This is a genomic window from Gillisella vitis (genome assembly GCF_021559775.1).
In the GTDB taxonomy this organism is placed as follows: Bacteria; Pseudomonadota; Alphaproteobacteria; order Rhizobiales; family Rhizobiaceae; genus Allorhizobium; species Allorhizobium ampelinum.
Window position 1 is genome coordinate 826417 of the sequence record NZ_CP056047.1, and the last position, 24586, is coordinate 851002.

Here is a 24586-nt window from a genome sequence, read left to right on the forward strand (position 1 = left end):
TGCTCGATACATGCGCGCCGGTACGGGGCACGGGTGACGAAATGCAGTGAGGAGCGCCGATTTCCATCACGGGTGGCGCTCATTCTTTGTCTCTGCTCAATCCCTGGGCTCAATCCCTGGCAGGGTCTGATGATCTTGAGCAATTCGGACAGGCCAGCTCTATATAAGCGCGCCTGCTATCAACGTCCAGAAGGCGGACGATATCAGTTGGCTGGCGCGGGTGTCTGACCTGGTGTCTGGGCTGGCGGTTGTGCAGGCGCATCGTCGGCAGGCGCCTGGCCTTCAGCAGGTGCTGTCTGTTGTTTGCCGAGGATGCGGGCGCGCAGTTGCGGTTCGATATCGTCGGGCAGCACCGCTTCCAGCTTGACTACCAGCGCATCGAGGAACGGTTTCGACTTGGCGTTGTTGACCCAGTCCGGCCGCTGCTTGGCATCGATCAGCCAGTTCCAGAAGGCCACGGCCACCACCAGCAGCAGGATGCCGCGCGCCGCTCCGAACAGAAAGCCGAGGGTACGGTCCAATGCGCCGATCCGGCTGTCGATGATGAAGTCGGCAATGCGCGAGGTGATAAACGAGATCAGGATCAGGGCCAGCAGGAATACCCCGCCTGCGGAGGCGGCAACGGCGATCCGCTGGTCGTTGGTATAATTCTTCACATAGGGAAGAATGAAAGGATAAAGATAATAGGCCGCCGCAATGGCGCCCACCCAACTGGCAATCGACAGGATCTCGCGTGAAAAGCCGCGGATCATCGCCAGCACGGCTGAAAACAGCACGACACCGATGACAATACCGTCGAAAATCGTAATGGGCATTCCGTTCAACTCCAGGACTAGGCCGCGAAGGGGTCGCCAGGTTTCTTGATCTTTCCGGTCCGGCTGTTCCGGCGGCCTCTCCTTACACCACGATGTCACGCAGTGGAAGGATCAATCCTTGCCGAGTTTGTTACACAAATGTGACTTTACGCCAAAAATCCTTCCGAACGGCCTGTTCCTGGGAGCTACCTCACCGTCCCAGCGAGACATAGTGAGAAAAGCCGTTCTTCTGCGCTTCATTGGCATTGAACATATTGCGCAGATCAACAAGAACAGGAGAGGCCATGACACTGGCGATTTCCTTGAAGTTATAGGTCTTGAAGACCATCCAGTCGGTGAGGATCACAAGCACATCGGCGCCGGTCGCGGCTTCCTTAGCTGTCTTGGTCATTTCAACGCCGGGCAACTGACTTGCTGCGTCATGCGGGTTCGACGGATCGAAAGCGGCGACCTTTGCGCCTTTCGCCTGCAAGGCAGGCAGCATCACCAGGCTGGTGCTTTCGCGCATATCGTCGGTCTGGCCTTTGAAGGTCACGCCGAGCACGGCGATTTTCTTGCCCTCGACATCACCGCCCGCGGCCTCAATCACCTTGGTGACCATATCGGCCTTGCGCTGGTTGTTGGCATTGACCGCCGAAGACACGACGAGCGAGTCGATCCCGGCATCGGCAGCGGTTGCCAGCAACGCGCGGGTATCCTTGGGAAAGCAGGAGCCGCCCCAGCCAGGGCCGGTATTGAGAAAGGCCCGGCCGATCCGCTTGTCGAGACCGATGCCATGCGCCACATCCTCAACCGTGGCGCCGACGGCCTCGCATAGATTGGCCATTTCATTGATAAAGCTGATCTTGACCGCGAGAAAGGCATTGGCGGCATATTTGATCAGTTCAGCCGTCTCAATCCCTGTGCTGAAGAAAGGAACATTACCGTTTAGCAGCAGCGGCGCATAAATCCGTTCCATCACCTCGCCAGACTGAGGGGTATCGACGCCGACGACGATCCGGTCCGGCTCCAGAAAATCCTTGATGGCGGCGCCTTCGCGCAGAAATTCGGGATTGGACGCAACCGCGATCCGCACATCCGGTGCGGCATTGGCCTTGGCAATCTCGAAGACCTGACGGTTGGTGCCAACCGGCACCGTCGATTTGGTGACAATGACGGTAAAGCCGGTGACAGCCTTGGCAATTTCGGCGGCGGCGGCAAACACATATTTCAGATCGGCCCGGTCCGAACCCGCCTCGGTTGGCGTGCCGACGGCGATGAACACGGCATCGCGGTCCTTGACGCTTGCGGCAAGGTCGGTAGTGAAGGTGATGCGCCCGGCTGCCACATTGCGCTGAACCAGTTCATCCAAACCCGGCTCATAGATCGGCATCTTGCCTTGATGCAGCATTTCGATCTTGCGCGGGTCCTTATCGACGCAGATGACGTCATGGCCCAGCTCGGCAAAGCATGCACCGCTGACCAGGCCCACATAGCCGGTGCCTACCATGGTAATGCGAACGTTCATGAATTCTGCCGCTTTCCTGTCAAAGGGTGTGGGATGGGCGGGGGTGTGCGATGGGCCGGATTGCCCTGTGGTTCCTGTCAAACCATATCGACGATCTCTGGTTATATCGGCCTTAGTTGCGGTGGGCCTTGAACCAGTCCGCTGCGGTTTTCACGATCAGGTTGATATCGGTATAGCGCGGCGTCCAGCCCAAAAGGCTGCGGGCCTTGTCGCCGGAGGCGTAAAGAGCTGGCGCATCGCCAGCCCGCCTCGGCGCATATTTGATCGGAACCTGCGCGCCGACGGCCTCAGACACTGCTTCCAGCAAGTCCTTGACCGATGTACCCTTGCCGGTCGCAAGATTGAAGGCGCCGCTTTCGCCGCCCTTTTGCAGGTAATCGATAGCCAGGACATGGGCATCGGCAAGATCGCAGACATGGATATAGTCGCGCACGGCGGTGCCGTCAGGCGTATCGTAATCGGTGCCGAACACGTTGAACTCGGTCTGGCGCATGGCCGCCAGAACCGCCAACGGAATGGCATGGGTTTCCGGGTCGTGACGTTCGCCCAGATCGCCTTCCGGATCGAGACCGGCGGCGTTGAAATAGCGCATGGCCACCCATTTCAACCCATAGGCATGGCCGTAATCCTTCAGCGCCTGCTCGATCACCAGCTTGGAAAATCCATAGGGATTGACCGGGCTCTGCGGAGCTTCCTCGACGATTGGCAGGCTTTTGACCTCGCCATAGGTGGCGCAGGTCGAGGAAAACACGATGGTGTCAACGCCGTTGCGGCGCATGGCGTCCAGCAGGCAGACCGAACCATGGATATTGTTATTGTAATATTTTGCCGGGTCTGTCACCGATTCGCCAACAGCGGCGAAGGCGGCGAAATGCATCACGCATTCCGGCTTGTATTTGCTGAGAACCGCATCAAGCCTTGCGCCATCGGCAATGTCGCCTTGCTCGAACGGTCCCCACTTGACCGAATCCGCATGGCCGTGGACCAGATTGTCATAAACAACCGGTGTATAACCCGCCTTGGACAAGGCCTTGCAGGCATGGCTTCCGATATAGCCGGCACCGCCGACAACAAGGATATTTTTCATGACAATGTATCCAGATTGATGTTGGCAGCTCTGGTGTTGACAGTTCCAGCGTTGGCAGCCCTTATGTTGACGGGGCGTCCCGTTTCCGCTGCGAAATACGGGATTGACCGCTTCAGTCCTTCACGTAGCCGCACTTTCGGCTCCCAGCCCAGCAATTGCCCGGCCAGGGTGATATCGGGACGCCGCAGCAGCGGATCGTCCTTCGGCAACGGCCTGTCGATGATAACCGACCGGCTTCCAGTCATTTCCAGAATGATGTCAGCCAGTTCCCGCACCGTAAACTCGCCGGGGTCGCCGATATTCACAGGCCCGGTGATCGAGGCGTCGGAGCGCATCAGTCGGAAAAATCCCTCGATCAGGTCATCGACATAGCAGAAGGACCGGGTCTGCGTGCCGCCGCCATAAAGCTCCAGCGGAGCCTCTTCCAGGGCGCGGACGATGAAATTGGAGACCACCCGTCCGTCCTGCGGGTCCATGTTGGGACCATAGGTATTGAAGATCCGAACCACCTTGATTTCAACGCCGTGCTGGCGGTGATAATCGAAACACAGGGTTTCGGCGGCGCGCTTGCCTTCGTCATAGCAGGCCCGCGGCCCTATCGTGTTGACCGCGCCACGATAGCTTTCCGTCTGGGGATGGACCTGCGGATCGCCGTAGATCTCGCTGGTCGATGCCTGAAACACTCTCGCGCCGCAGGCGACAGCCAGGTCCAGCACGTTTTTCATGCCGAGCACATTGATCAGCATCGTGCCAACCGGATCGATCTGATATTGCGGCGGAGAGGCGGGGCAGGCGAGATTCCAGATCTCGTCATAATTGCCTTGCGGCAAGGGATCGCGGACATCGGCTTTTATAAAGGACAGTTTGGGATTGGTCAGCAGAGGTTCGATATTTTTGCGCCGCCCGGTCTGGAGATTGTCCAGGCAGACCACATCACAGCCTTCGTCAAGCAAACGTGCGCAGACGTGGGAACCGAGAAATCCAGCGCCGCCGGTCACCAATGCCGTCCGTGTCTTTCCCATAGCGTCCTCTTGCAGTCCGTTGCCGTTCATGTAGGGGAAGGGGTCCGGCCCTGTCAATTCCAGGCTACAAGCAATCAACCGTTATGAGCGACAAGGGTCGCAACCTGCTTGCGGCTGGTGCTATCGAACCGGTTGCCTCAATCCTCATTGCCCTGCTGGCGCGATTTCAGTTTCGATCCGGCAATGCGCGCCACCAGATCCGGCAGGCTTTCAATTTCGCCCCATTTGCCGGTGCGTTTCGGCAGATCGACAGAAGAAGCGGGCAGCACGGCGGAGGAAAAGCCAAGCTTTTCGGCCTCCTTCAACCGCTGCGCTGTATGCGATACCGGTCGCACCGCGCCTGAAAGGCTGATTTCACCAAAATAGACGCAATCAGCAGGCAGGGCGACGCCAGCCAGCGATGAGACCAGGGCCGAGGCAATTGCCATATCGGCGGCGGGTTCGGTGATTCGGTAGCCGCCTGCCACATTCAGATAGACATCGTGCTGGCCAAGCCGGACGCCGCAATGGGCTTCCAGCACGGCCAGAATCATCGCCAGACGGCTGGAATCCCAGCCGACCACGGCTCGGCGCGGCGTGCCAAGCGCTGTGGCGGCCACCAGGGCTTGCACTTCGACCAGCACCGGCCGTGTGCCTTCCATGCCGGCAAACACCGCAGCGCCCGGCGCTTTTTCATTGCGCTCGCCCAGAAACAGTTCCGAGGGATTGGCGACTTCGCGCAGGCCCCGGTCCGACATTTCAAACACGCCGATTTCATCCGTCGGGCCGAAACGGTTTTTGACGGTGCGCAGGATGCGGTAATGGTGGCCCCGGTCGCCCTCGAAATATAGCACCGCATCGACCATGTGCTCGACGACGCGGGGACCGGCGATCTGGCCCTCCTTGGTGACATGGCCAACCAGAACCATGGTGGCCCCGGTCTGCTTGGCGAAACGAATCATCGCCTGCACGCCGGTGCGCACCTGCGTGACCGTGCCGGGGGCCGAATCGGCGGTGTCGCTCCAGAGCGTCTGGATCGAATCGATGATGACGAGATCGGGCCGTTTGCCTTCGGAAATCGTCGCCAGAATATCCTCGACATTGGTTTCTGCTGCCAGCAGCACATCGGTATCGGCGGCATTCAGCCGCTGGGCGCGCAGCCGCACCTGGGCCACTGCTTCTTCGCCCGAGACATAGACGACGCGATGACCCTGCCGCGACAAGGCGGCGGCGGCCTGCATCAGCAGGGTAGATTTACCGATGCCCGGATCGCCGCCGATCAGCACGGCGGAGCCGCGCACGAAACCGCCGCCGGTCGCCCGGTCCAGTTCCGACAGGCCCGTGGGAATGCGTGGCGCTTCCTCGATTTCGCCCGACAGCGAGGTCAGCGTTACCGCCCGGCCTTTCTTCGGCACCTTGCCGGGACCAGAGCCGATGCCACCCATCGGATCTTCCTCGACAATGGTGTTCCATTGTGCGCAACCATCGCATTTGCCAGCCCAGCGGCTGTGAACCGTGCCGCAGTTCTGGCAGATGAATTGGGTCTTGGCCTTGGCCATGCATTGCCTTTCATGCGAGCATCGTACCATCCCACCCACCGCAATATGGATGGAGAAATGAGAACAAAGAGTGAATACGTGCTATCACCTAAGAGAAATGCCGGGCCTATGCAAGAGGGCTAACGACTTATTCGGCCTCCAGATAATGCCGCTCGTAGCGCAGGCCAAGCCCGGTCAGCATTTCATAGCCGATCGTACCTGCCGCCCGGGCGACGTCATCGATAGGCATGTTCGGTCCGAACAGCTCGATATAGTCGCCAGCGGCAATTGCTTTTTCCGGCACGTCGCTGACGTCAAAGATCGTCATGTCCATGGTGATGCGGCCAACAACCGGCACTCGGTATCCGGCGATAGAGCCATAGGCGCCCGGCAATCCGGTATCGCGCAGCGCCGTGCCGTGGCCTGAGAGATTGCGCAGGTAGCCATCGGCATAGCCGACGGAGGCAACGGCCAGACGGCTTTCTCTCGTCAACTGGCAGGTGGCGCCGTAGCTGACGGTTTCTCCATTCTTGGCTTGGCGGATCTGGAGAATGCGGGCCTCGGCCTTGACCACTGGACGCATCGGGTTGGGCAGGCCCGTGACCGCTTCGCCACCGTAAAGCGCGATGCCGGGGCGGGTGAGGTCGAAATGGTAATCAGGGCCGAGTAAAGTTCCAGCAGAGGCTGAAAGGCTTGATTCAATGCCCTCGAAAGCCGCGCTAACCTGATGAAAAGCCTGCAATTGCTTCTGGTTCATCGGCGAGGATGGATCATCTGCGCAGGCGAGATGGCTCAAAATCAACACCGGCGAAAAGCTGGCCGGGCGCGAAACGTCCGTCGCCAGGAACAAGGCATCGTCCATGCTGAGGCCCAGCCGGTTGAAGCCGGTATCGACATGCAGGGCGCACGGATGATCGCCATGGTCAGTCACGGCCCGCATCCAGAACGCCAGCTGTTCCTCACTGGCAATCACCGGCACCAGATCATGCTCGAAAAACAGCGGTTCCATTCCCTCCCAGATCCCTGACAGCACGAAAATCCGGGCGTCCGGCGCATAGGTGCGCAAGGTCGCGCCTTCCGATGGCAGCGCCACGAAAAAATCCCGCGCACCGGCATTGTAAAGCGTCTGGCCTGCATCCTCGATGCCGATGCCGTAGCCATCGGCCTTCACCACGGCGCCCGCTCGCGCCTTGCCGGATCGCTTCGCCATCTCGCGCCAATTGTCGGCCAGCGCTTGCAGGTCGATGGTGACGCGCAGCGGTGCGGTCAGGAATTCATCGGAGGGGGGAATGGAAAAGGAAGAAGCAGACATGAAACAGCTTTTCGCAAAGGAACGATGTCCGGACCCTATCACTTTTCTTCAAGACTGGAATGATGCGGCGATGGTATTGTCGGGCCATGCACATGCTTTCATCTCGCCCCGCTAGTTTATATCAACCTCTCATTCGTGAGCAGACCCGCTTCTGGCGAGATGCTCGGTTTGGCGGCATGAAATGCATGAGTGCGACCTTTATCACCCATCGGTTTTCCCCGCATGCCCATGAGCATTTTGGCATCGGTGCCATGGAGACGGGGCAGAAAATCGCCACGATCAGGGGATGCAGACAAGTCTGCGGACCGGGCGATCTCTACCTGATAAATCCGGAGGAGATCCACGATGGCAGTCCTGCGGGTGGGGTCTATCGCTATCGGATGATCTATCCGTCGGTCGCCATGGTGTGCGACGTTCTGCAAGAGACCAGCAAGAGACCGTCGTGGGGAACACCGTCCTTTCGCCAGCAGATCGTCATGGATCCGGCCTTGGCGCAGGCCTTTATCCGGATGCACAGGCAAATAGAGCAGGCAGATGGAATGCTCGGTGCCGAAGAGGGGATGCTGGACATACTCATCGCTCTTTTCACTCGCCATGGCGCTGTTGCGCCTGCCTCCTCTGCTGCCCGCCCCGATACGGCGATGGAGAGAGTGCGAGACTATCTCCATGCGAATTTTGCCGAGGATATCGGCCTTGACCATCTGGCGGGACTGGTCGGATTTAGCCGCGCGCATTTGATCCGCAGCTTTCGCGCCACCTTTCATATTACGCCCCACGCCTATCTGACACTTCGGCGTATTCGAGAAGCGGAGTCCATGCTGGCCAAGGACGCTGCGCCTGCGGACGTCGCCTTTGCCTGCGGCTTTGCCGACCAGGCGCATTTTACCCGCAATTTCAAGGCGCGGATGGGCATGACCCCGGCGCAATTTCGCCGGGGATAGGCTGAGGGGATCAATGCCCGACCGGTGCCGCGCCGAACCGGCGTTCCAGATATTTGGAGTAGCGCGACAGTGGGTAGCAGATGGCGAAATAGAACAGCGCGACCAATCCATAAACGGTGAAGGGTTGGAAGGTTGCGTTGGTAACGATGGTTCCGGCCTTCGACAACTCGACAAAGCCGATGATCGAGGTCAGGGCCGTGCCTTTGACCACCTGAACCGAAAAACCGGCGGTCGGGGCAATGGCGATCCGCATGGCCTGCGGCAGGATGATCAGCCGCATCTGCTGACGATAGGTGAGGGCCAGGCTGGTGCCAGCTTCCCACTGGCCTTTTGGCACGGCTTCGACGCAGCCGCGCCAGATCTCGGTCAGAAACGCGGCGGTCCAGCAAGTCAGTGCCACACCGGCAGCGAGCCAGGCGGGAACGTCGATGCCGAACAGGCCGAGACCGAAAAACGCGATGAACAACTGCATCAACAGCGGCGTGCCTTGGAAAAACTCGATGAAGCCGCGCGCGAAGATCCGGGACATGCGCTGTTTGGCAATCCGCAGCATCAGCAGCGCCAATCCAAGCGCTCCGCCACAGATGAAGGAAACCAGGGAAAGAACCAGGGTCCAGCGGACTGCCAGCAGCAGATTGCGAGCGATATCCCAGAGGGTGAACTCAATCATCGTGTCGCCCCTTTCGGGAAGATCTGCCGACCGAGCAGCGCCAGCAATTGCCGAAGGCCGATGGCCAGCAACAGATAGAGAGCAGTGGAGATCATATAGGCTTCAAAGGCGCGGAAGGTGCGCGACTGGATGAAATTGGCGGCAAAAGTCAGGTCCTCAGTGGCAATCTGGGACACGACGGCGGAACCGAGCATGACGATGACCAATTGAGACGATAGCGCCGGCCAGATGCGTTGCAGGGCTGGGACCAAAATGATCAGCCGGAAGGTTTGCAGTGGCCGAAGCGCCAGCGCGGTCCCGGCTTCGAACTGGCCTTTCGGGGTTGCCTCGATCCCGGCGCGGATGATTTCGCAGCTATAGGCGCCGAGATTGATAATCATTGCCAGATTGGCGGCTTCCATCTCGGAGAGCTTCAGCCCGGTGGAGGGCAGGCCGAAAAAGATGAAGAACAGCTGGATCAGGAAGGGCGTATTGCGGATCAGTTCCACATAGGCGGCAACTGGTGGCTTGACCCATTTCGGTCCCAAGGCCCGCGCCCAGGCGCAGGCGATGCCGAAGGCAATGCCGACGACACCACCGACCAGGGTCAGTTCAACCGTCACCCCGACCCCTTTGAGGATGATCGGGTAATATTCGCCAAACCAGCTGAAATCGAAAATATAATGCATGATGAAACCTGCTGGCAAAGCGAACTTATGCGGCTTTGCTGCCGTATCTGGCCTGCACAATCATCTCAGCCACACGGCTGCGGTGATTGTGCAGAAATGGTTATACCGTCCGATCAAAGATTACAGATCGGCGGGAAGCGGTGCGCCCAGCCATTTTTCGGAAATCTTGCTCAGCGAGCCATCGGCCTTTGCCTCGGCGATAATCGCATTGATTTTTTCCGCCAGCGCCGGTTCGTTCTTGTTGAAGCCGATGAAGCAGGGCGAGTTCTTGATCAGGAACTTTGGCTCCGGACGCTTCGGCGGGTTTTTGGCGAGGATCGCAGCAGCGACGACATTGCCGGTGGCAACCGCATCGACCTGACCGGAGAGGAAGGCGGAAATCGTGCCGTTATTGTCCTCGTAGCGCTTGATGACAGCGTCGGACGGCGCAACCTTGGTCAGTTCCAGATCCTCGACCGCGCCACGGGTAACGCCGACCGACTTGCCCGACAGATCGGCGGCGGACTTGATGGCGGTATCTGCGGGCGCAAACACGCCATTATAGAAAGGCGCATAGGCGGTGGAGAAGTCCACGACCTTTTCACGGTCTGGATTCTTGCCGAGGCTTGAAATGACCAGATCAACCTTGTTGGTCTGCAAATAGGGAATGCGGTTGGCGCTGGTGACCGGCACCAGTTCCAGCTTGACGCCCAATTTCTTGGCAATCAGCGCTGCGGTATCGATGTCATATCCGACGGGCTGCATGTCGGTGCCGACGCTGCCAAATGGTGGAAAGTCCTGCGGCACCGCCACTTTCAGCGTACCCCGCTTGGTAATGTCGCCCAGCGCATCGGCATGGGCCGGCAGGACGGCGGCAAAGGTGGCAAGGGAAAGGCCAAGGGCAAGCAGGGTACGACGATGCATAGGATGCTCCGGATTGATATGATGCACAACTTGAAGCAATTGCTATGCCACTATGCAAAAAGCCGCCCGGAAAAGGCGGCTCTTGGTTCTGTCTGGATTGACGGTGTGCATTTGCGCAAAGTTTAAGCAAGCTCCGCGCAAAGCATGGTCATGTTTCCTCGTAAGGCGTGAAACTTGGATCAGCGAGATCGGCAAAGCGGGTAAACTGCGCCTGGAAGGCCAGTTTGACGGTGCCGGTCGGTCCGTGACGCTGCTTGGCGATGATTACGTCCGCCGTGCCGCGCACCTTTTCCATCTGGGCTTCCCATTCGGGATATTTAGGGTCGCCCTGGTCGCGGGGTTCGAGGTTCTGCACATAATATTCCTCACGGAACACGAACATCACCACGTCGGCGTCCTGCTCGATCGAGCCTGATTCACGAAGGTCGGAGAGCTGAGGACGCTTGTCGTCGCGGCTTTCCACCTGACGCGACAGCTGCGACAGCGCGACGATTGGCACGTTCAACTCCTTGCCAAGTGCTTTCAAGCCCGTGGTGATCTGGGTGATTTCCTGGACGCGGTTTTCCCCTGACTTGCCCGAGCCGGTCATCAGCTGAATATAGTCCACGACAAGACAATCGAGGCCGCGCTGGCGCTTCAGGCGGCGTGCCCGAGCGGAAAGCTGGGCGATGGAAATACCACCGGTCTGGTCGATGAACAGCGGTACTTTCTGCATGGTCTGGGAAAAACCAACCAGCTTTTCAAAATCCTGCTCGGTAATATCACCCCGGCGGATTTTCGAAGACGACACTTCGGTCTGCTCGGACATGATACGGGTGGCGAGCTGCTCGGAGGACATTTCGAGCGAATAGAAGCCAACCACACCGCCGTTTTTAGCTTTGAACGAACCGTCTGGCTGCACTTCCGGCTCATAGGATGCGGCGATGTTCCAGGCGATATTGGTGGCAAGCGAGGTCTTACCCATGCCGGGACGTCCGGCCAGCACGATCAAGTCGGAGCGCTGTAAACCGCCCATTTTGCTATCAAGCGAGTGGATGCCGGTGGAAATGCCGGACAAATGACCGTCACGCTCGAAAGCAGCACCGGCCATATCGACGGCCTGGGCCACCGCATCGTTGAAGGACTGGAAACCGCCGTCATAGCGGCCGTTTTCGGCGAGATCGAACAGCCGGCGCTCGGTATCTTCGATCTGCGCCTGCGGCGGCATGTCGAGCGGTGCGTCGAAGGCGATATTGACCATGTCTTCGCCGATGGTGATCAGCGCGCGCCGTAGGGCCAGATCGTAGATCGCCCGGCCATAGTCCTCGGCATTGATGATCGACACGGCTTCCGACGCCAGCCGCGCCAGATATTGGGCAATGGTGAAATCGCCGATCTTCTGGTCCGAGGGCAGGAAGGTCTTGATCGTCACCGGATTGGCGGTCTTGCCCATGCGGATAATGTCGGAGGCGACCTCGTAGATCTTCCGGTGCAGTCCCTCATGAAAATGCGGGGGTTTGAGAAAATCCGAGACACGATAATAGGCATCGTTATTGACCAGAATGGCGCCAAGCAAAGCCTGTTCGGCCTCGATATTGTTCGGGGCTTCCCGGTAATGGGGCTCTGCCGGCTGGGCAGGATTTAACCTGCGCGCAACATCGTTCATGGGCTTTATCCGTTCTCTCTCGCTGGAAGCTGCATTCCTATCGATCCTGTGGGGCGGTTAAAGGGCGGATTGCGATAAACACAGTAGTTCACAGGCCTGATGTGCCAGGGCAGAAAAAAACACGCTGACCCCGCTTTTTCCATTGACTGTGGCATGGCGCGACTCAGTTCTGTGAACATCTATTTTAGCCCGATCCGCACAAAAAAACGCCCGGAAAATCCGGGCGTCTCTTCAATCGATAAGGACGAATATCTTATTCGTCGTCGCCATCGCGGTCGGCATCCGGATCGAAGAAGTCTTCCGGACGCAGCGCGTCTTCGTCCACGCCGTAGATGGCGTCGGCGGAGGTGAGGCTTTCGCCCTTGGCCTGACGCTCGGCTTCTTCAGCGGAACGGGCAACGTTGATTTCGATAGCGATTTCAACTTCGGCATGCAGGTGCATGGTCACGTTGTGCAGGCCGATGGTCTTGATCGGGTTGTTCAACTCAACCTGGTTGCGCGAAACGGTAAAGCCTTCGGCAGCCAGAGCTTCGATGATGTCGCGAGCCGCAACCGAACCGTAGAGCTGGCCGGTTTCGCCAGCCGAACGGACGACGATGAACGACTTGCCGTTCAGAACGTCAGCAACGGTCTGGGCTTCGGACTTACGCTCCAGGTTGCGGGCTTCGAGCGTGGAACGCTCGGCGTCGAAGCGGGCCTTGTTGGCGGCATTGGCGCGCAGCGCCTTGCCGGTTGGCAGCAGGTAGTTACGGGCAAAGCCGTCACGAACCTTGACCACTTCGCCCATCTGGCCAAGCTTGGCGATGCGCTCGAGAAGAATGACTTGCATGCTATTTTCCTTTCAATTCAAGTTGGGCAATTCAAGTTTGTAAGCTCATGTTTCGGGTTTGTTATCGTCATCGGACTTGCTGTCCGTACCGGACTTGCCGTCTACCCTCGGTGGGGTGAGGGCAACGGTCCGCCGTGTGTCGATAAGGCCGAGAATGACGATGAAGAAGGCCGGAAAGGCGAGGAGAGACGCCATATAGGTGAGGATCAGCGCCGGGATGCGCCATTCCTTGCCACGGGTGCGTTGATGCAGCGATGCGAAGCCGCCGAGCAGAAAGCCTGCCCCAAACGTGCCACAGACAGTTGCGCCGATCAGGGCCGGTACGCCGCCGATAAAGCAGGCGACAATGCCAGCCAGGAAGATGAACGGCGCATTGCGGTTCATGCGCAGCGCCGAGGGAATATCCTCGCGCGGACGCAACGCATTGCCTGATGCCGCCACAATCCGGCTTGCCAGATAGTAAGCGGCAAACAGCATGATGACCCACATGCCACCCTGCACGATCGGCAGGGTCAGCAGCATGGTGGATTTGATTCCGGCGGTGCTGCCCATGGTGGCGGCAACGGTTGGATCGCGATCGTTCAGCGACTGCATCAGCGCATCGATCATGTTGCTGACCAGTTCAGCATCATAGCCGATCATCACGCCGAGGAAGATCACGCCGATGCAGACCAACCCGCAGAGATGCATGAGGATATCCGACAAGGGATACCAAGCGAGCAGCTTGTCCGGGCCACCGATTTCAGACGCCGGGCGGGCGAGATTGGCGAGATGGCTGATCCAGCCGGCTGGCAGCAGGGTAAACACCGCCATGGCGCAGGCAAACAGCGGCGAAACCGCCAGCGCGCCAGCAAAGGCTGCGGTGACGATGGCGACGATGGCGGGAACATTGCCCCAGCGCAGGCCGACAATCATCACGGGCAGGGCGGATGCCGCATAGAAAACAGACGAAAAAGACGGTTGTGCATTGGCCGCCAGCACCAGAAAGATGGCGGTCACGCCGGCGAGAAAGCCGGTCAGCAGCAATTTTCCGTCCAATTGTTTCACGTCGCTGTCCTGCGCCTGGCAGTTAGAGGGCGATACCGTCAAGCGGCCTGCACCTCAACATGGGATTTATCCGTTCCGATCCACGCCCATCGCGGAAGGGAGACGGCCCCCGAAAACGGGAGCCGCGAAGTCACGTCAGCTTAGATTAAGCAACAACGTAAGGCAGCAGGCCGAGGAAGCGGGCGCGCTTGATGGCCTTGGCCAGCTCGCGCTGCTTCTTCTGCGAAACAGCCGTGATCCGCGAAGGAACGATCTTGCCACGCTCGGAAATGTAGCGCTGCAACAGACGCACGTCCTTGTAGTCGATCTTCGGAGCGTTGGCGCCGGAGAAAGGGCAGGTCTTGCGACGGCGATGGAACGGACGACGAACCGTGGAAGAGGAAACTTCAGCCATAGTCAAATCTCCTTATGCGCGATCTTCGCGCGGACGGCGCGGACGATCACCAAAGCTTTCACGGCCACCTTCACGGGGACCACGATCGCCACGATCACCGCGGTCGCCACGATCCGGACGGTCGCCATCGCGGCGCGGACGGTCGTCGCGGTCGCGCTTCTGCATCATGGCAGACGGGCCTTCTTCGTGGGCTTCAACGGCGATGGTCATGTAACGAAGAACGTCTTCGTTGATGCGCATCTGACGCTCGACTTCGTGCACGGCAGCAGCCGGTGCATCGATGTCCATGAGAGCGTAGTGAGCCTTGCGGTTCTTGTTGATGCGGTAGGTCAGGGACTTCAGGCCCCAGTTTTCTACGCGCCCGACTTTGCCGCCATTTGCTTCGATAACACCCTTGTACTGTTCTACGAGGGCATCAACCTGCTGTGCGGACATATCCTGCCGGGCAAGGAATACATGTTCATAAAGAGCCATGATAGCTTTGCCTTTCTTGCTGTGATCATCACCCGGATCGGCGCTAAGCCTCAACGACTGCTCCTGATCGGGCAAGGCCCGGGGCAAGAAAAGCGTTGTACGAGACGGTCGAGAGCGGAGACACGGGAGGCCGAAACGCTTTTCGTTTCTGACGGCAAAACAAGTCTGCCGGCCCTCCGTTCAGCCACCAGCCAAAAGACCGGGTGTTGCGAACAGCGGGCTTATAGCTGGTTTCAGCCGGAAAGCAAGCAAAAAGCTGGGGAAACGTAACGGTTGTGCGCCGAGGTAATATTATAAGATGGGGCTCTTACCTAAGCCGATCCTTGACGGCGGCCTTGATTTCATCCGGCACCAGGCTTTCAGGCACGTCCACGGACTGGTCGCCGAAACGCGACGGCCAGACGATTCGATAGCGAAAACCATCCGCCACGGCTGCTGTTTGTGGCACCGAATGCCGGAAAAACTCTTCGATCAGCTGTTTTTCGGCCGCGCTCAGTTTTTCGACGGCGCAGACCCCATCGCTGCGCAATGCCGATCTTGCTCCGCCGAAGCCAGCAAAGCCGCCCATTTTTTCAAGAATGAGTTCATCCATACGTTCTTGACCTTTACGGCCCTGATCGATGCCGCCGTGATCCTGGCAAACGCATCAGACCGAAGCACTTTGCAGACCCACTTCGCTCCAGGCGGTGTCGAGCACCTCTGCGAGCGATCCATCTCCTGGATAAAGCCTGGCAGCTCCGGCCCGGGTCGCATCGGCAAATTCCGCCATGGTCATGTCCGGGTTGCTGCCATTCTTTGTGAGTGCATCATACCATATCTGTCCGGCCTTGTCCCAGCTTTTGCCGCCGATGCGGGTGGCGGCCAGATAAAAGGCGCGGTTGGCGATGCCGCTGCTCTCATGTGGGTCCATGCCATCGCGATAATCGCTGAAATGGCTGATCTGCTCGGCCATGCAATGGGATGCTTCAGGATTGGCCATGTCGCGCAGGCAAGTATATTTCTGCCGGGCCGTCGGGCCGAGAATGTCATTGCCGATCAGCCAGTCGGCCTCATCGGCATTCTGATCTTTCGTCCATTGCTTGAACATGCTGCCGAACACATCCGAGAGACTTTCATTCAGCCCACCCGGCTGGTTTTCATAGTCGAGGCCCAGGGTATATTGGGTGATGCCATGGGTCAGTTCATGGCCGACCACATCGGCGCTCTCACAAAACGGGGTGAAAATCTCCCCGTCGCCATCGCCATAGGCCATTTGCGAGCCGTTCCAGAAGGCGTTGTTGTAATCCCTGCCGTAATGCACAGACGACAGGATCGTCATGCCATTGCCGTCGATGGAGTTACGCTTGAAAACGCTGCTGTAGAATTGCTCGACGCCGGTCGTTGAATCGAATGTGGTCTTCACCTGGGCATCCGTTGAAGAGCCGGGATTGACGATCTGCACGCCGGGAAGGGTCATGCCGTTATTGCAGGTATAGACCGGGATATCAGGTGCCTGGGCTACGGTCACGGAAAATGCCCGGAAAGGCCGTTTGGCGATGGTCAGCTGGCGGGCGCTGTCGCGAAACTGGCGCAGTTGATGGTCGTGATGCATGGTTTCCTGTAGCCGCTCGCGCACGGCGGCTGGAAAATCCTGGTCACGGGATAGGGCAATCAGCACTTTTTCGGGAATGATTTGACAATAGCGGCACATGGCAACCTCCATGATTGATCAGATTTCCACCGAGGGGAGTATAAAGTGTCGTTAAAATTTATTCGGGAAAACGATCAAGGCACCGGCAGGTTCCATGCCTCGCAGACAAAGTTGCATACGAGCCAAGAACATCATGCGGTTTTGGGAGAAGCGATCAGGCTGATTTGATCTGGAGGGTCAGGTGGCCATCCTGATTGGCAAATGCAAAGCTTGGGGTTGAGCCTTTGGCCGCCGCGCCATCAAAGGTCACGGTCATCTTGTCGGACGACCCTGCAAAGGTCAGGATCAGGCTATTGGTGCCAGTGGTGACAGTGATATCGCCCTGCTGAAATCCACCCAGTTGCAGGGAGAGTGGCCCATCCGTGGTGATGGTGTCCTGACCGTCGCCAGCGGCAAAGGCATATTCGGCGACGCTATTGCTGCCGGGTTTTTGGTGGATGGTCACCGTATCATTGCCGGTGCCGCCTGAGGCGAAAATGCGACTGCCTTCGAGATACATCGTATCATCGCCAGCCCCGCCATCGATATTGGCAAGCGTGTCGCCGGAGGCTTTGATCGTGTCGTTCCCGTCGCCGCCCGTTACCGCCATGATCAGCGATCCGGTTAACTGGATGTCGTCATCACCGGCTCCGCCGTCGATCTCCGAAAGCAGGGCGGCGCTGGCCTTCAGGCTGTCCTTGCCGTCGCCAAGTGCGATACCCGCCATGGCGGCGCTTTTGGCCACCAGGCTGTCATCGCCATTGCCGGTCTCGACCTGATAGACGCCACGACCGGTAAAAGTCAGGCTGTCATTGCCTTCCGTGCCGGTGACGCTGGTAATATAGCCAAGGCTTTCGCTGACATCGGCCTGGTCGGCGCTGCCGCCATCGCCAAGGCTGAGAATTTCGATGATGCGGGCCAATGCTCTTTGCCCGGCGCTGTCGGAGACTGTGCCGCGATCAGATTGGCTATGGCCGGTGTTTGTCGTTGCTGTGGGTTTGGCCGGGCTGCTGCCGGAAAACAGCTGGCTTGCATAGGCCACGGCATTGGGGTCGCGATAGAAACTGTTGATGCTGCTCATTTGCGCTCTCCGTGCCCGGTGCGAGCCACAAGATAAGAGCACACTTATATATAAGGGAATGTAAAGCCAGCCTTGCTTCAAAACGCGGTGAGTAAGCCGTTAACGTCAAAGGGGCCGGAAATATCCAGCCCCTGGGTCAATTGCGTGGTTAATGTCTTACAGTCTGTTCAAAAATTGCTGCTGGCCTGGCGAAAATGGTGATTTCGAGAACCGGAACGGAGCGTACTTAACGTACGTGAGGCTCGGTAAGCGCAGAAATTGCCATTTACAGACGGCCAGCGGCGATTATTGGGCGGACTGTCAGATCGGCATGGGATATTGCCGGTAAATCGCGGCAATGCCCTTCATCACCTCGTCGGACAGGTTGACGTCGGCAGCGCCGATATTGGTTTTTAGCTGGTCCATGCTTGTCGCACCAATAATAACCGAGGCCATGAACGGGCGGGTCAGGCAGAAGGCCAGCGCCATTTGCGACGGGTCGAGACCATGCTGCTTCGCCAGATCCAGATAGGCGCGGGTGGCGGGTTCCTGATGGGGTGTCAGACGGCCACCGATATCGCCGTTGATTGAGCCGCGTGATCCGGCGGGCTTTGCGCCATCAAGATATTTGCCGCTCAGGATGCCGCCAGCCAGCGGCGAATAGGAGAGAAGCCCGACCTGTTCGTGGTGGGACAGTTCTGCCATGTCGAGATCGTGCGGACGGTAAAGCAGGTTATATTCGTTCTGCACGCTGGCAACGCGAGGAAGGCCTTTTTCTTCGGCAATCGATAGAAATTTCTGCGTCCCCCAGGTGGTTTCGTTCGACAGGCCGATGGCGCGGATCTTTCCGGCGGTCACGCAATCCTGCAAGGCTTCGAGCTTTTCGGTGATTTCGGCCAGCACCTGGGCGCGGTTCTGGTTGGATGGATCATAGCCCCAGACACCACGGAAATGATAATGACCGCGATTAGGCCAATGAATTTGATAGAGGTCGATATAATCGGTTTTCAGCCGCATCAGGCTGGCATCGACCGCCTCGCGGATCGTGTCGGCATTGATCGGCGCACCACCCCGGATATAGGGCCGCCCGGCCCCTGCAACCTTGGTCGCCAGGACCACATCCTTGCGTTTTCCGGTTTTTTCAAACCACAGGCCGATCAGTTTTTCGGTGTCCGTATAGGTTTCGGCAGAGAGCGGCGTGGTGGGATAAAGCTCGGCGGTATCGAAGAAATTCACACCCTTATCAAGGGCATAGTCCATTTGCGCGAAAGCGTCTTCCTTGGTGTTCTGGCTTCCCCAGGTCATGGTGCCGAGGCAGATTGAGGAGACGGAGATATCCGTGCGGCCAAGCCTGTTATATTTCATGGTCTATGGTCCAGGTTTTCAAAAAGCTCTTTGCGAGCAGGGAGGGATCGAGGCGGAATGTAGAGGGAATTTTTCGATCCGCAAGACCCGCCAATGCACCTCTAAAGCCTGTGACTTCACCGGGGTTGAGGCGTCGATACGGCCTCGAAGGGTTGACTCTCCAGGATAGTTTGTGAATTGGAGAAGGAAATTAGCAGGGAGTACCGCATGGGTGTCGCATTTACATTTCCGGGCCAGGGCAGCCAGGTCGTCGGAATGGGCAAGGATCTGGCTGAGGCTTTTCCGGAAGCCCGCACGGTTTTTGACGAAGTTGACGATGCACTCGGTCAGAAACTGTCGGACGTGATGTGGAACGGGTCCGTTGAGGATCTGACCCTGACGGCCAATGCCCAGCCGGCGCTGATGGCTGTGTCCATTGCGGTGCTGCGGGTCATGGAAGCGCGTGGTTTTTCGTTAGCGGGCAAAGTGTCCTATGTCGCGGGCCATTCGCTCGGTGAATATTCGGCGCTCTGTGCCGCCGGCACCTTCAGCCTTGCCGACACCGCTCGCCTGCTTCGCATTCGCGGCAATGCCATGCAGGCCGCCGTTCCGGTCGGTGCCGGGGCCATGGCGGCAATCCTGGGTCTTGAGCATGGCGACGTCGAAAAGGTCTGCAAGGCGGCCAGCAGCGACGGCCCGGTGCAGATCGCCAATGACAATGGCGGCGGCCAGCTGGTGATTTCCGGCGCGAAGGCTGCCGTGGAAAAGGCATCAGTGCTTGCGATGGAAAAAGGCGCCAAGCGCGCCATCATGCTGCCAGTCTCGGCGCCATTCCATTCGACGCTGATGGGTCCGGCAGCCGATGCCATGGCCCAGGCTCTGGCGACGGTTGAGATGAAAGCACCTGTCGTGCCGTTGATCGCCAATGTCGTCGCCGTTCCGGTAAGCGACCCGAACGAGATCCGCCGCCTGTTGGTGGAGCAGGTGACGGGGCAGGTGCGCTGGCGTGAAACGGTAGAATGGTTCAGCCACAATGCCGTCTCGGTTCTCTATGAGATTGGCGCGGGCAAGGTACTGAGCGGCCTGGTGCGTCGCATCGACAAGAATATCACCGGCACGGCGGTCGGTTCACCAGCTGATATCGAAGCGGCCCTGACCGCGTTGATGTCTTAAGCCATCTGGTTTGCGGCCTGCCGGGGCTGGTAGCTTATGCCGGTCGCTTATGAATGCACAATGCAGAAGTTTCTAACATGAGGCTGGCGTTTCGCAGGGCGGAACCGGGTTTCAAGCAACGAGGATTGAACATGTTCGATTTGACCGGCCGCAAGGCCCTGGTAACCGGCGCAACCGGCGGCATTGGCGAGGAAATCGCCCGCATGCTGCATGCGCAAGGCGCAATCGTCGGTCTGCATGGCACCCGCGTCGAAAAGCTGGAGGCGCTGGCCGCCGATCTCGGCGAGCGTGTGAAGATTTTTCCCGCCAATCTCGCCGACCGCGATGACGTGAAGGCACTGGGCGAAAAGGCCGAAGCAGAACTGGAAGGCGTCGACATTCTCGTCAACAATGCCGGTATCACCAAGGACGGCCTGTTCGTGCGCATGTCGGATGCCGATTGGGACAGCGTGCTGGAGGTCAATCTGACCTCGACATTCCGCCTGACGCGCGAGCTTACCCATCCGATGATGCGCCGCCGCTATGGCCGGATCATCAACATCACGTCGATTGTCGGCGTGACCGGCAATCCCGGCCAGGCCAATTACTGTGCCTCCAAGGCTGGCATGATCGGCTTTTCCAAGTCGCTGGCCCAGGAAATTGCCGCGCGCAACGTCACGGTCAACTGTATTGCACCGGGCTTTATCGAAAGCGCCATGACTGGCAAGCTGAACGATAAGCAGAAAGACACCATTATGGGGGCAATCCCCATGAAACGCATGGGAACGGGAGCCGAGATTGCGTCTGCCGTTCTCTACCTGGCCTCTTCGGAAGCGAGCTATGTCACTGGCCAGACACTGCATGTGAATGGCGGCATGGCAATGATCTGAAGACAAGCCAAAACCCGGTTAATTGGTCTGGGAACAACCAGAGGGCATCGATTTTCGGGCTTTCCGGCAGACTTAAACCATGTTAATCGGGCGGGGACTGTGAGCAGTCGTCCCGGAAATGGCCAGAAAATGGCCACGAAATGGAAGGTCTTGCGCCTGACCGTGAGCACGGAACGAACGTGTGCAGAGCGGGTTCAACGCAAATGCCGGCGACGTCTTCGGACCCGCGGGCGCAAAACAGGGTGGGAACGTCATCACGGCATTCCCTTTTATATTAGAGGTCGAGGAAACCGACATGAGCGATATCGCAGAACGCGTAAAGAAAATTGTTATTGACCATCTGGGCGTTGAAGCCGACAAGGTCGTTGAAGGCGCAAGCTTCATCGACGATCTCGGTGCAGACTCGCTCGACACGGTCGAACTGGTCATGGCGTTCGAAGAAGAATTCGGCGTCGAGATCCCCGACGATGCAGCTGACTCCATCCTCACGGTTGGCGATGCTGTCAAGTTCATCGAAAAGGCTCAGGCTTGATCCTTGATCTTCCTGAGAGGGGCGGGCGCCTGTCCGCCCCCTTCAAAGGACCTGCAAGCAAATCATGCACCTGCGGTCCTGTTTGTTTTGACGTTGTTTTCAGGTTTCACAGTCGTACCGCATCCTAGATGACGGGCAATCGGGCTGGAAATCTCTAATCCGTGGCATGTTTTCACCTTCAATCGAGGCGGATTGAGGGGGCATGCGTTAGCATTTGATTGTTTGAGTGGGGTGAACGGGCGAATGAGACGTGTCGTTATCACCGGTACCGGCATGGTATCTCCTCTTGGCTGCGGTACGGACGTCACCTGGACGCGGCTTCTTGCCGGCCAGAACGCTGCCCGCAAGGTAACCGAATTCGAGGTCGAGGATCTTCCGGCCAAGATCGCGTGCCGCCTTCCCTTTGGCGACGGTACAGACGGCACATTCAATGCCGATGACTGGATGGAGCCGAAGGAACAGCGCAAGGTCGATCCTTTTATCGTTTATGCGATGGCCGCTGCTGAAATGGCATTGGCCGATGCCGACTGGAAACCTCAGACCGACGAGGATCAGATTGCTACCGGCGTGCTGATCGGTTCGGGTATTGGTGGCATTGAAGGCATTGTCGAAGCCGGCTATACGCTGCGCGACAAAGGTCCGCGTCGCATTTCCCCCTTCTTCATTCCTGGCCGTCTGATCAACTTGGCCTCCGGTCATGTTTCGATCCGCCACAAGCTGCGCGGTCCGAACCATTCGGTGGTCACCGCCTGTTCGACGGGCGCCCATGCTATCGGCGATGCCAGCCGGTTCATCGCTTTCGGCGATGCCGACGTGATGGTGGCCGGTGGTGCTGAATCGCCGATCAGCCGGATTTCGCTGGCCGGTTTTGCCGCCTGCAAGGCCCTGTCCACCCAGCATAACGACGATCCGCAAAAGGCTTCGCGCCCCTATGACAGAGACCGCGACGGTTTCGTGATGGGCGAGGGCGCCGGGATCGTGGTGCTTGAGGAGTTGGAACATGCCAAGGCGCGTGGTGCCAAGATCTATGCCGAAGTGGTAGGCTATGGCCTGTCCGGCGATGCATTCCATATCACGGCACCTGCGGAAGATGGCGATGGCGCCTTCCGCTGCATGACCATGGCGCTGAAGCGCGCTGGGATGACGGCTGCCGATATCGACTATATCAATGCCCATGGCACATCGACCATGGCCGATACGATTGAGCTTGGCGCTGTCGAGCGGCTGGTCGGCGCGTCCGCCTCGAAGATTTCGATGTCCTCGACCAAATCGGCGATTGGACATCTTCTGGGGGCAGCCGGTGCCGTCGAAGCGATCTTCTCGGCGCTTGCCATTCGGGATGGCATCGTTCCACCGACGCTGAACCTCGATACGCCGGATGTGGACAGTGCCATTGACCTCGTGCCGCATCAGGCCCGAAAGCGCGATGTGCGGGTGGCCCTGTCGAATTCCTTCGGGTTCGGCGGCACCAATGCATCGCTGGTGCTGCGCCGCTTCGAAGGCTAGAGTTTGCCTGAGGAAAAGCGGAGACCGGTTTTCCCGAAAAGACTAACGGCAGCTTCGAGAGCGACGGGCCAAACGCTTGTGCTTCTGTGATTCAAGCCTTGGTCATGCTCTCAATCCCGACCAGTCGGAAAAATAGATCCCCTGCCTTTTCTGAAAGGCAGGGGTAGAGTATGAAACTCTGCCGGGCCGATGCTGTTTCGTGGTAAGGGCAGAGGATGGGCTTGAAGGTCTGGTTTCAACCCCTGCCGTCGCTACAACGCCGGAAGACATGTCTCCGGAACCCGCTTTTGCCGTAATGCTTGCCCAAAAGCACCATGACCGAACAGAAGAGGAGTGCCGGTGAGCGATCGCGTCGACCAGGAAGCCAACCGTTCCAGCAATGGTGGCGAACAGCAGCCCCAAAATCAAAACCAGGCGGCAAAAGGGCCTTTCATCCCCAAATCGCCCTCGGAAGCCCTGAGGCCAGAGCGGGTGCCGCAACCGCCGCGTCGTTCACGGCGCGCGCGCAGCCAGGTGGTGGTGTTCCTGAATTTCGTGATGACCTTGCTGGTCTTTGCCTGCATTGCCGCAGTTGCTGCCTTCTATTACGTGGTCTCTGCGTTTCAGGACCCCGGTCCGCTCCCGACCAACGCCAATTTTCTGGTTCGCAACGGCGCGGGCGTCTCCGAGATCTCCACCAGCCTTGAGCGCAATGGCATGATTTCCGATGCGCGGATTTTCCGTTACATGACATCGACCTATCTGCATGACGGCGATACGTTGAAGGCTGGCGAATACGAGATCAAGGCCGGCGCCTCGATGAAGGATATTCTCGAGCTGCTGCGGTCGGGCAAATCCATTCTCTATTCGGTGACGCTGCCGGAGGGTCTGACGGTCAAGCAGATGTTCGACCGGCTGGCCAAGGATGAGACGCTGGAAGGCGATCTACCCAAGGCGCTGCCGCCAGAGGGAAGCCTGCGCCCGGATACCTATAAATTCACCCGGGGCACCAAGCGGCAGGAGGTCGTCGACCAAATGCTCGACGGACAGAAACGTCTTGTCGATCAGATATGGGCCAATCGTTCCCCCGACCTGTCCTTGAAGACCAAGGAGCAATTCGTGGTTCTGGCCTCCATTGTCGAAAAGGAAACCGGCAAGGATGACGAGCGCGCCCATGTGGCCTCGGTGTTCCTCAACCGGCTGCAGAAGGGCATGCGGCTGCAATCGGACCCGACCATCGTTTACGGGTTGTTCGGCGGTGACGGCAAACCTGCCGACCGGCCGATCTACCAGTCGGACCTGCAGAAGCAGACGCCCTATAATACCTATGTGATCAAGGGCCTGCCGCCGGGACCGATTGCCAATCCAGGCCGCGCGGCGCTGGAGGCGGTTGCCAATCCCTGGCGCACCTCCGATCTGTATTTCGTCGCAGATGGCACCGGCGGTCACGTCTTTGCATCGACCCTGGATGAGCATAATGCCAATGTCAGGCGCTGGCGCAAGCTGGAGGCGGATCGGGGTGCAGATCCGGGTCAAGCTGTCGATGGCCAGCCCGAAGCGGATCCTGATCAGGCTCCGAAACCGGCGAAGAAAAAATAACGTGACGCGGCTGGCCGGATGACC

Annotated in this window: 24 protein-coding genes; 6 read left to right on the forward strand and 18 right to left on the reverse strand. The window is 58.6% G+C overall.

Annotated elements, in window-relative coordinates:
• Positions 1 to 203 precede the first annotated feature (203 nt).
• From AVCG78_RS03770 to alr, 6 genes are all read right to left on the reverse strand, one after another.
• The gene (locus tag AVCG78_RS03770; RefSeq protein ID WP_071585314.1) at positions 204 to 815 is read right to left on the reverse strand and encodes a CvpA family protein; all 612 of its coding nucleotides are present in this window, start codon (positions 813 to 815) and stop codon (positions 204 to 206) included.
• A gap of 190 nt (positions 816 to 1005) precedes the next feature.
• Positions 1006 to 2322, reverse strand: a complete 1317-nt coding sequence (locus AVCG78_RS03775) for a UDP-glucose dehydrogenase family protein (protein ID WP_071204702.1) — start codon at positions 2320 to 2322, stop codon at positions 1006 to 1008.
• A gap of 112 nt (positions 2323 to 2434) precedes the next feature.
• A complete protein-coding gene (gene galE, locus AVCG78_RS03780) occupies positions 2435 to 3409 on the reverse strand; it encodes a UDP-glucose 4-epimerase GalE (protein WP_071204701.1) in 975 nt (324 codons plus the stop codon).
• Positions 3406 to 4431, reverse strand: coding sequence for a UDP-glucuronic acid decarboxylase family protein (locus AVCG78_RS03785; RefSeq protein ID WP_071204700.1), 1026 nt, complete (start codon positions 4429 to 4431; stop codon positions 3406 to 3408). The genes galE and AVCG78_RS03785 overlap by 4 nt, the downstream gene beginning before the upstream one ends.
• A gap of 137 nt (positions 4432 to 4568) precedes the next feature.
• Positions 4569 to 5969 (reverse strand): DNA repair protein RadA, encoded by a 1401-nt coding sequence (radA, locus tag AVCG78_RS03790; RefSeq protein ID WP_015915501.1) that lies wholly within the window; start codon positions 5967 to 5969, stop codon positions 4569 to 4571.
• 127 nt (positions 5970 to 6096) lie between these two features.
• Positions 6097 to 7260 carry an alanine racemase gene (gene alr, locus AVCG78_RS03795; protein ID WP_071204699.1) on the reverse strand — a complete coding sequence of 388 codons (1164 nt, stop codon included), beginning with the start codon at positions 7258 to 7260 and terminating at the stop codon, positions 6097 to 6099.
• A gap of 86 nt (positions 7261 to 7346) precedes the next feature.
• Between alr and AVCG78_RS03800 the strand changes: the two genes are divergently transcribed.
• On the forward strand, positions 7347 to 8201 hold the full coding sequence (locus AVCG78_RS03800; protein WP_071204698.1) for an AraC family transcriptional regulator: 855 nt from the start codon (positions 7347 to 7349) through the stop codon (positions 8199 to 8201).
• A 10-nt stretch (positions 8202 to 8211) separates the two neighbouring features.
• On the opposite strand, the gene AVCG78_RS03805 is transcribed toward AVCG78_RS03800, so the two are convergent.
• The 12 genes from AVCG78_RS03805 to AVCG78_RS03860 all read right to left on the reverse strand — a co-directional run bounded on the left by AVCG78_RS03805 (position 8212) and on the right by AVCG78_RS03860 (position 18925).
• The gene (locus AVCG78_RS03805) at positions 8212 to 8871 is read right to left on the reverse strand and encodes an amino acid ABC transporter permease (RefSeq protein WP_015915504.1); all 660 of its coding nucleotides are present in this window, start codon (positions 8869 to 8871) and stop codon (positions 8212 to 8214) included.
• The gene (locus AVCG78_RS03810; protein ID WP_071204697.1) at positions 8868 to 9539 is read right to left on the reverse strand and encodes an amino acid ABC transporter permease; all 672 of its coding nucleotides are present in this window, start codon (positions 9537 to 9539) and stop codon (positions 8868 to 8870) included. Before AVCG78_RS03810 ends, AVCG78_RS03805 begins: the two co-directional genes overlap by 4 nt.
• A gap of 120 nt (positions 9540 to 9659) precedes the next feature.
• Positions 9660 to 10442, reverse strand: coding sequence for a transporter substrate-binding domain-containing protein (locus AVCG78_RS03815; protein WP_015915506.1), 783 nt, complete (start codon positions 10440 to 10442; stop codon positions 9660 to 9662).
• Positions 10443 to 10590: 148 nt separating this feature from the next.
• Positions 10591 to 12087, reverse strand: a complete 1497-nt coding sequence (locus AVCG78_RS03820) for a replicative DNA helicase (RefSeq protein ID WP_060715865.1) — start codon at positions 12085 to 12087, stop codon at positions 10591 to 10593.
• A 253-nt stretch (positions 12088 to 12340) separates the two neighbouring features.
• Positions 12341 to 12916 (reverse strand): 50S ribosomal protein L9, encoded by a 576-nt coding sequence (gene rplI, locus AVCG78_RS03825; protein ID WP_015915508.1) that lies wholly within the window; start codon positions 12914 to 12916, stop codon positions 12341 to 12343.
• A gap of 45 nt (positions 12917 to 12961) precedes the next feature.
• Positions 12962 to 13963, reverse strand: coding sequence for a DUF2232 domain-containing protein (locus AVCG78_RS03830; RefSeq protein ID WP_071204694.1), 1002 nt, complete (start codon positions 13961 to 13963; stop codon positions 12962 to 12964).
• A gap of 145 nt (positions 13964 to 14108) precedes the next feature.
• Complete coding sequence (rpsR, locus tag AVCG78_RS03835) at positions 14109 to 14357, reverse strand: 30S ribosomal protein S18 (RefSeq protein ID WP_015915510.1); 249 nt, start codon at positions 14355 to 14357, stop codon at positions 14109 to 14111.
• Positions 14358 to 14369: 12 nt separating this feature from the next.
• Positions 14370 to 14831 (reverse strand): 30S ribosomal protein S6, encoded by a 462-nt coding sequence (gene rpsF / locus AVCG78_RS03840; RefSeq protein WP_015915511.1) that lies wholly within the window; start codon positions 14829 to 14831, stop codon positions 14370 to 14372.
• 307 nt (positions 14832 to 15138) lie between these two features.
• Positions 15139 to 15423 (reverse strand): protealysin inhibitor emfourin, encoded by a 285-nt coding sequence (locus AVCG78_RS03845; protein ID WP_071204693.1) that lies wholly within the window; start codon positions 15421 to 15423, stop codon positions 15139 to 15141.
• A 54-nt stretch (positions 15424 to 15477) separates the two neighbouring features.
• A complete protein-coding gene (locus AVCG78_RS03850; protein ID WP_071204777.1) occupies positions 15478 to 16521 on the reverse strand; it encodes a M4 family metallopeptidase in 1044 nt (347 codons plus the stop codon).
• Positions 16522 to 16675: 154 nt separating this feature from the next.
• Positions 16676 to 17581, reverse strand: a complete 906-nt coding sequence (locus AVCG78_RS03855; RefSeq protein ID WP_071585312.1) for an RTX toxin — start codon at positions 17579 to 17581, stop codon at positions 16676 to 16678.
• Between the two features lie 300 nt (positions 17582 to 17881).
• Complete coding sequence (locus AVCG78_RS03860) at positions 17882 to 18925, reverse strand: aldo/keto reductase (protein WP_071204691.1); 1044 nt, start codon at positions 18923 to 18925, stop codon at positions 17882 to 17884.
• A gap of 207 nt (positions 18926 to 19132) precedes the next feature.
• Between AVCG78_RS03860 and fabD the strand changes: the two genes are divergently transcribed.
• The 5 genes from fabD to mltG all read left to right on the forward strand — a co-directional run bounded on the left by fabD (position 19133) and on the right by mltG (position 24562).
• Positions 19133 to 20077 (forward strand): ACP S-malonyltransferase, encoded by a 945-nt coding sequence (gene fabD / locus AVCG78_RS03865; protein ID WP_071204690.1) that lies wholly within the window; start codon positions 19133 to 19135, stop codon positions 20075 to 20077.
• 131 nt (positions 20078 to 20208) lie between these two features.
• The gene (gene fabG / locus AVCG78_RS03870; protein ID WP_071585350.1) at positions 20209 to 20946 is read left to right on the forward strand and encodes a 3-oxoacyl-[acyl-carrier-protein] reductase; all 738 of its coding nucleotides are present in this window, start codon (positions 20209 to 20211) and stop codon (positions 20944 to 20946) included.
• A gap of 295 nt (positions 20947 to 21241) precedes the next feature.
• A complete protein-coding gene (locus AVCG78_RS03875; protein WP_015915517.1) occupies positions 21242 to 21478 on the forward strand; it encodes an acyl carrier protein in 237 nt (78 codons plus the stop codon).
• Positions 21479 to 21721: 243 nt separating this feature from the next.
• On the forward strand, positions 21722 to 22984 hold the full coding sequence (gene fabF, locus AVCG78_RS03880; RefSeq protein WP_015915518.1) for a beta-ketoacyl-ACP synthase II: 1263 nt from the start codon (positions 21722 to 21724) through the stop codon (positions 22982 to 22984).
• A gap of 333 nt (positions 22985 to 23317) precedes the next feature.
• Entirely contained in the window at positions 23318 to 24562 is a 1245-nt protein-coding gene (gene mltG, locus AVCG78_RS03885; RefSeq protein ID WP_409065471.1) for an endolytic transglycosylase MltG, read from the forward strand.
• The last annotated feature ends 24 nt before the right edge of the window (positions 24563 to 24586 follow it).

What these genes read in the sequence shown, in the direction of transcription:
- AVCG78_RS03805 (WP_015915504.1), bottom strand. Translation starts at nt 8,871, where the DNA reads ATGATTGAGTTCACCCTCTGGGATATCGCTCGCAATCTGCTGCTGGCA.
- AVCG78_RS03770 (WP_071585314.1), bottom strand. Translation starts at nt 815, where the DNA reads ATGCCCATTACGATTTTCGACGGTATTGTCATCGGTGTCGTGCTGTTT.
- fabF (WP_015915518.1), top strand. Translation starts at nt 21,722, where the DNA reads ATGAGACGTGTCGTTATCACCGGTACCGGCATGGTATCTCCTCTTGGC.
- radA (WP_015915501.1), bottom strand. Translation starts at nt 5,969, where the DNA reads ATGGCCAAGGCCAAGACCCAATTCATCTGCCAGAACTGCGGCACGGTT.
- fabD (WP_071204690.1), top strand. Translation starts at nt 19,133, where the DNA reads ATGGGTGTCGCATTTACATTTCCGGGCCAGGGCAGCCAGGTCGTCGGA.
- AVCG78_RS03820 (WP_060715865.1), bottom strand. Translation starts at nt 12,087, where the DNA reads ATGAACGATGTTGCGCGCAGGTTAAATCCTGCCCAGCCGGCAGAGCCC.
- AVCG78_RS03875 (WP_015915517.1), top strand. Translation starts at nt 21,242, where the DNA reads ATGAGCGATATCGCAGAACGCGTAAAGAAAATTGTTATTGACCATCTG.
- rpsF (WP_015915511.1), bottom strand. Translation starts at nt 14,831, where the DNA reads ATGGCTCTTTATGAACATGTATTCCTTGCCCGGCAGGATATGTCCGCA.
- rplI (WP_015915508.1), bottom strand. Translation starts at nt 12,916, where the DNA reads ATGCAAGTCATTCTTCTCGAGCGCATCGCCAAGCTTGGCCAGATGGGC.
- AVCG78_RS03785 (WP_071204700.1), bottom strand. Translation starts at nt 4,431, where the DNA reads ATGGGAAAGACACGGACGGCATTGGTGACCGGCGGCGCTGGATTTCTC.
- AVCG78_RS03800 (WP_071204698.1), top strand. Translation starts at nt 7,347, where the DNA reads ATGCACATGCTTTCATCTCGCCCCGCTAGTTTATATCAACCTCTCATT.
- AVCG78_RS03845 (WP_071204693.1), bottom strand. Translation starts at nt 15,423, where the DNA reads ATGGATGAACTCATTCTTGAAAAAATGGGCGGCTTTGCTGGCTTCGGC.
- rpsR (WP_015915510.1), bottom strand. Translation starts at nt 14,357, where the DNA reads ATGGCTGAAGTTTCCTCTTCCACGGTTCGTCGTCCGTTCCATCGCCGT.
- AVCG78_RS03815 (WP_015915506.1), bottom strand. Translation starts at nt 10,442, where the DNA reads ATGCATCGTCGTACCCTGCTTGCCCTTGGCCTTTCCCTTGCCACCTTT.
- galE (WP_071204701.1), bottom strand. Translation starts at nt 3,409, where the DNA reads ATGAAAAATATCCTTGTTGTCGGCGGTGCCGGCTATATCGGAAGCCAT.
- AVCG78_RS03810 (WP_071204697.1), bottom strand. Translation starts at nt 9,539, where the DNA reads ATGCATTATATTTTCGATTTCAGCTGGTTTGGCGAATATTACCCGATC.
- AVCG78_RS03850 (WP_071204777.1), bottom strand. Translation starts at nt 16,521, where the DNA reads ATGTGCCGCTATTGTCAAATCATTCCCGAAAAAGTGCTGATTGCCCTA.
- AVCG78_RS03860 (WP_071204691.1), bottom strand. Translation starts at nt 18,925, where the DNA reads ATGAAATATAACAGGCTTGGCCGCACGGATATCTCCGTCTCCTCAATC.
- fabG (WP_071585350.1), top strand. Translation starts at nt 20,209, where the DNA reads ATGTTCGATTTGACCGGCCGCAAGGCCCTGGTAACCGGCGCAACCGGC.
- alr (WP_071204699.1), bottom strand. Translation starts at nt 7,260, where the DNA reads ATGTCTGCTTCTTCCTTTTCCATTCCCCCCTCCGATGAATTCCTGACC.
- AVCG78_RS03775 (WP_071204702.1), bottom strand. Translation starts at nt 2,322, where the DNA reads ATGAACGTTCGCATTACCATGGTAGGCACCGGCTATGTGGGCCTGGTC.
- AVCG78_RS03855 (WP_071585312.1), bottom strand. Translation starts at nt 17,581, where the DNA reads ATGAGCAGCATCAACAGTTTCTATCGCGACCCCAATGCCGTGGCCTAT.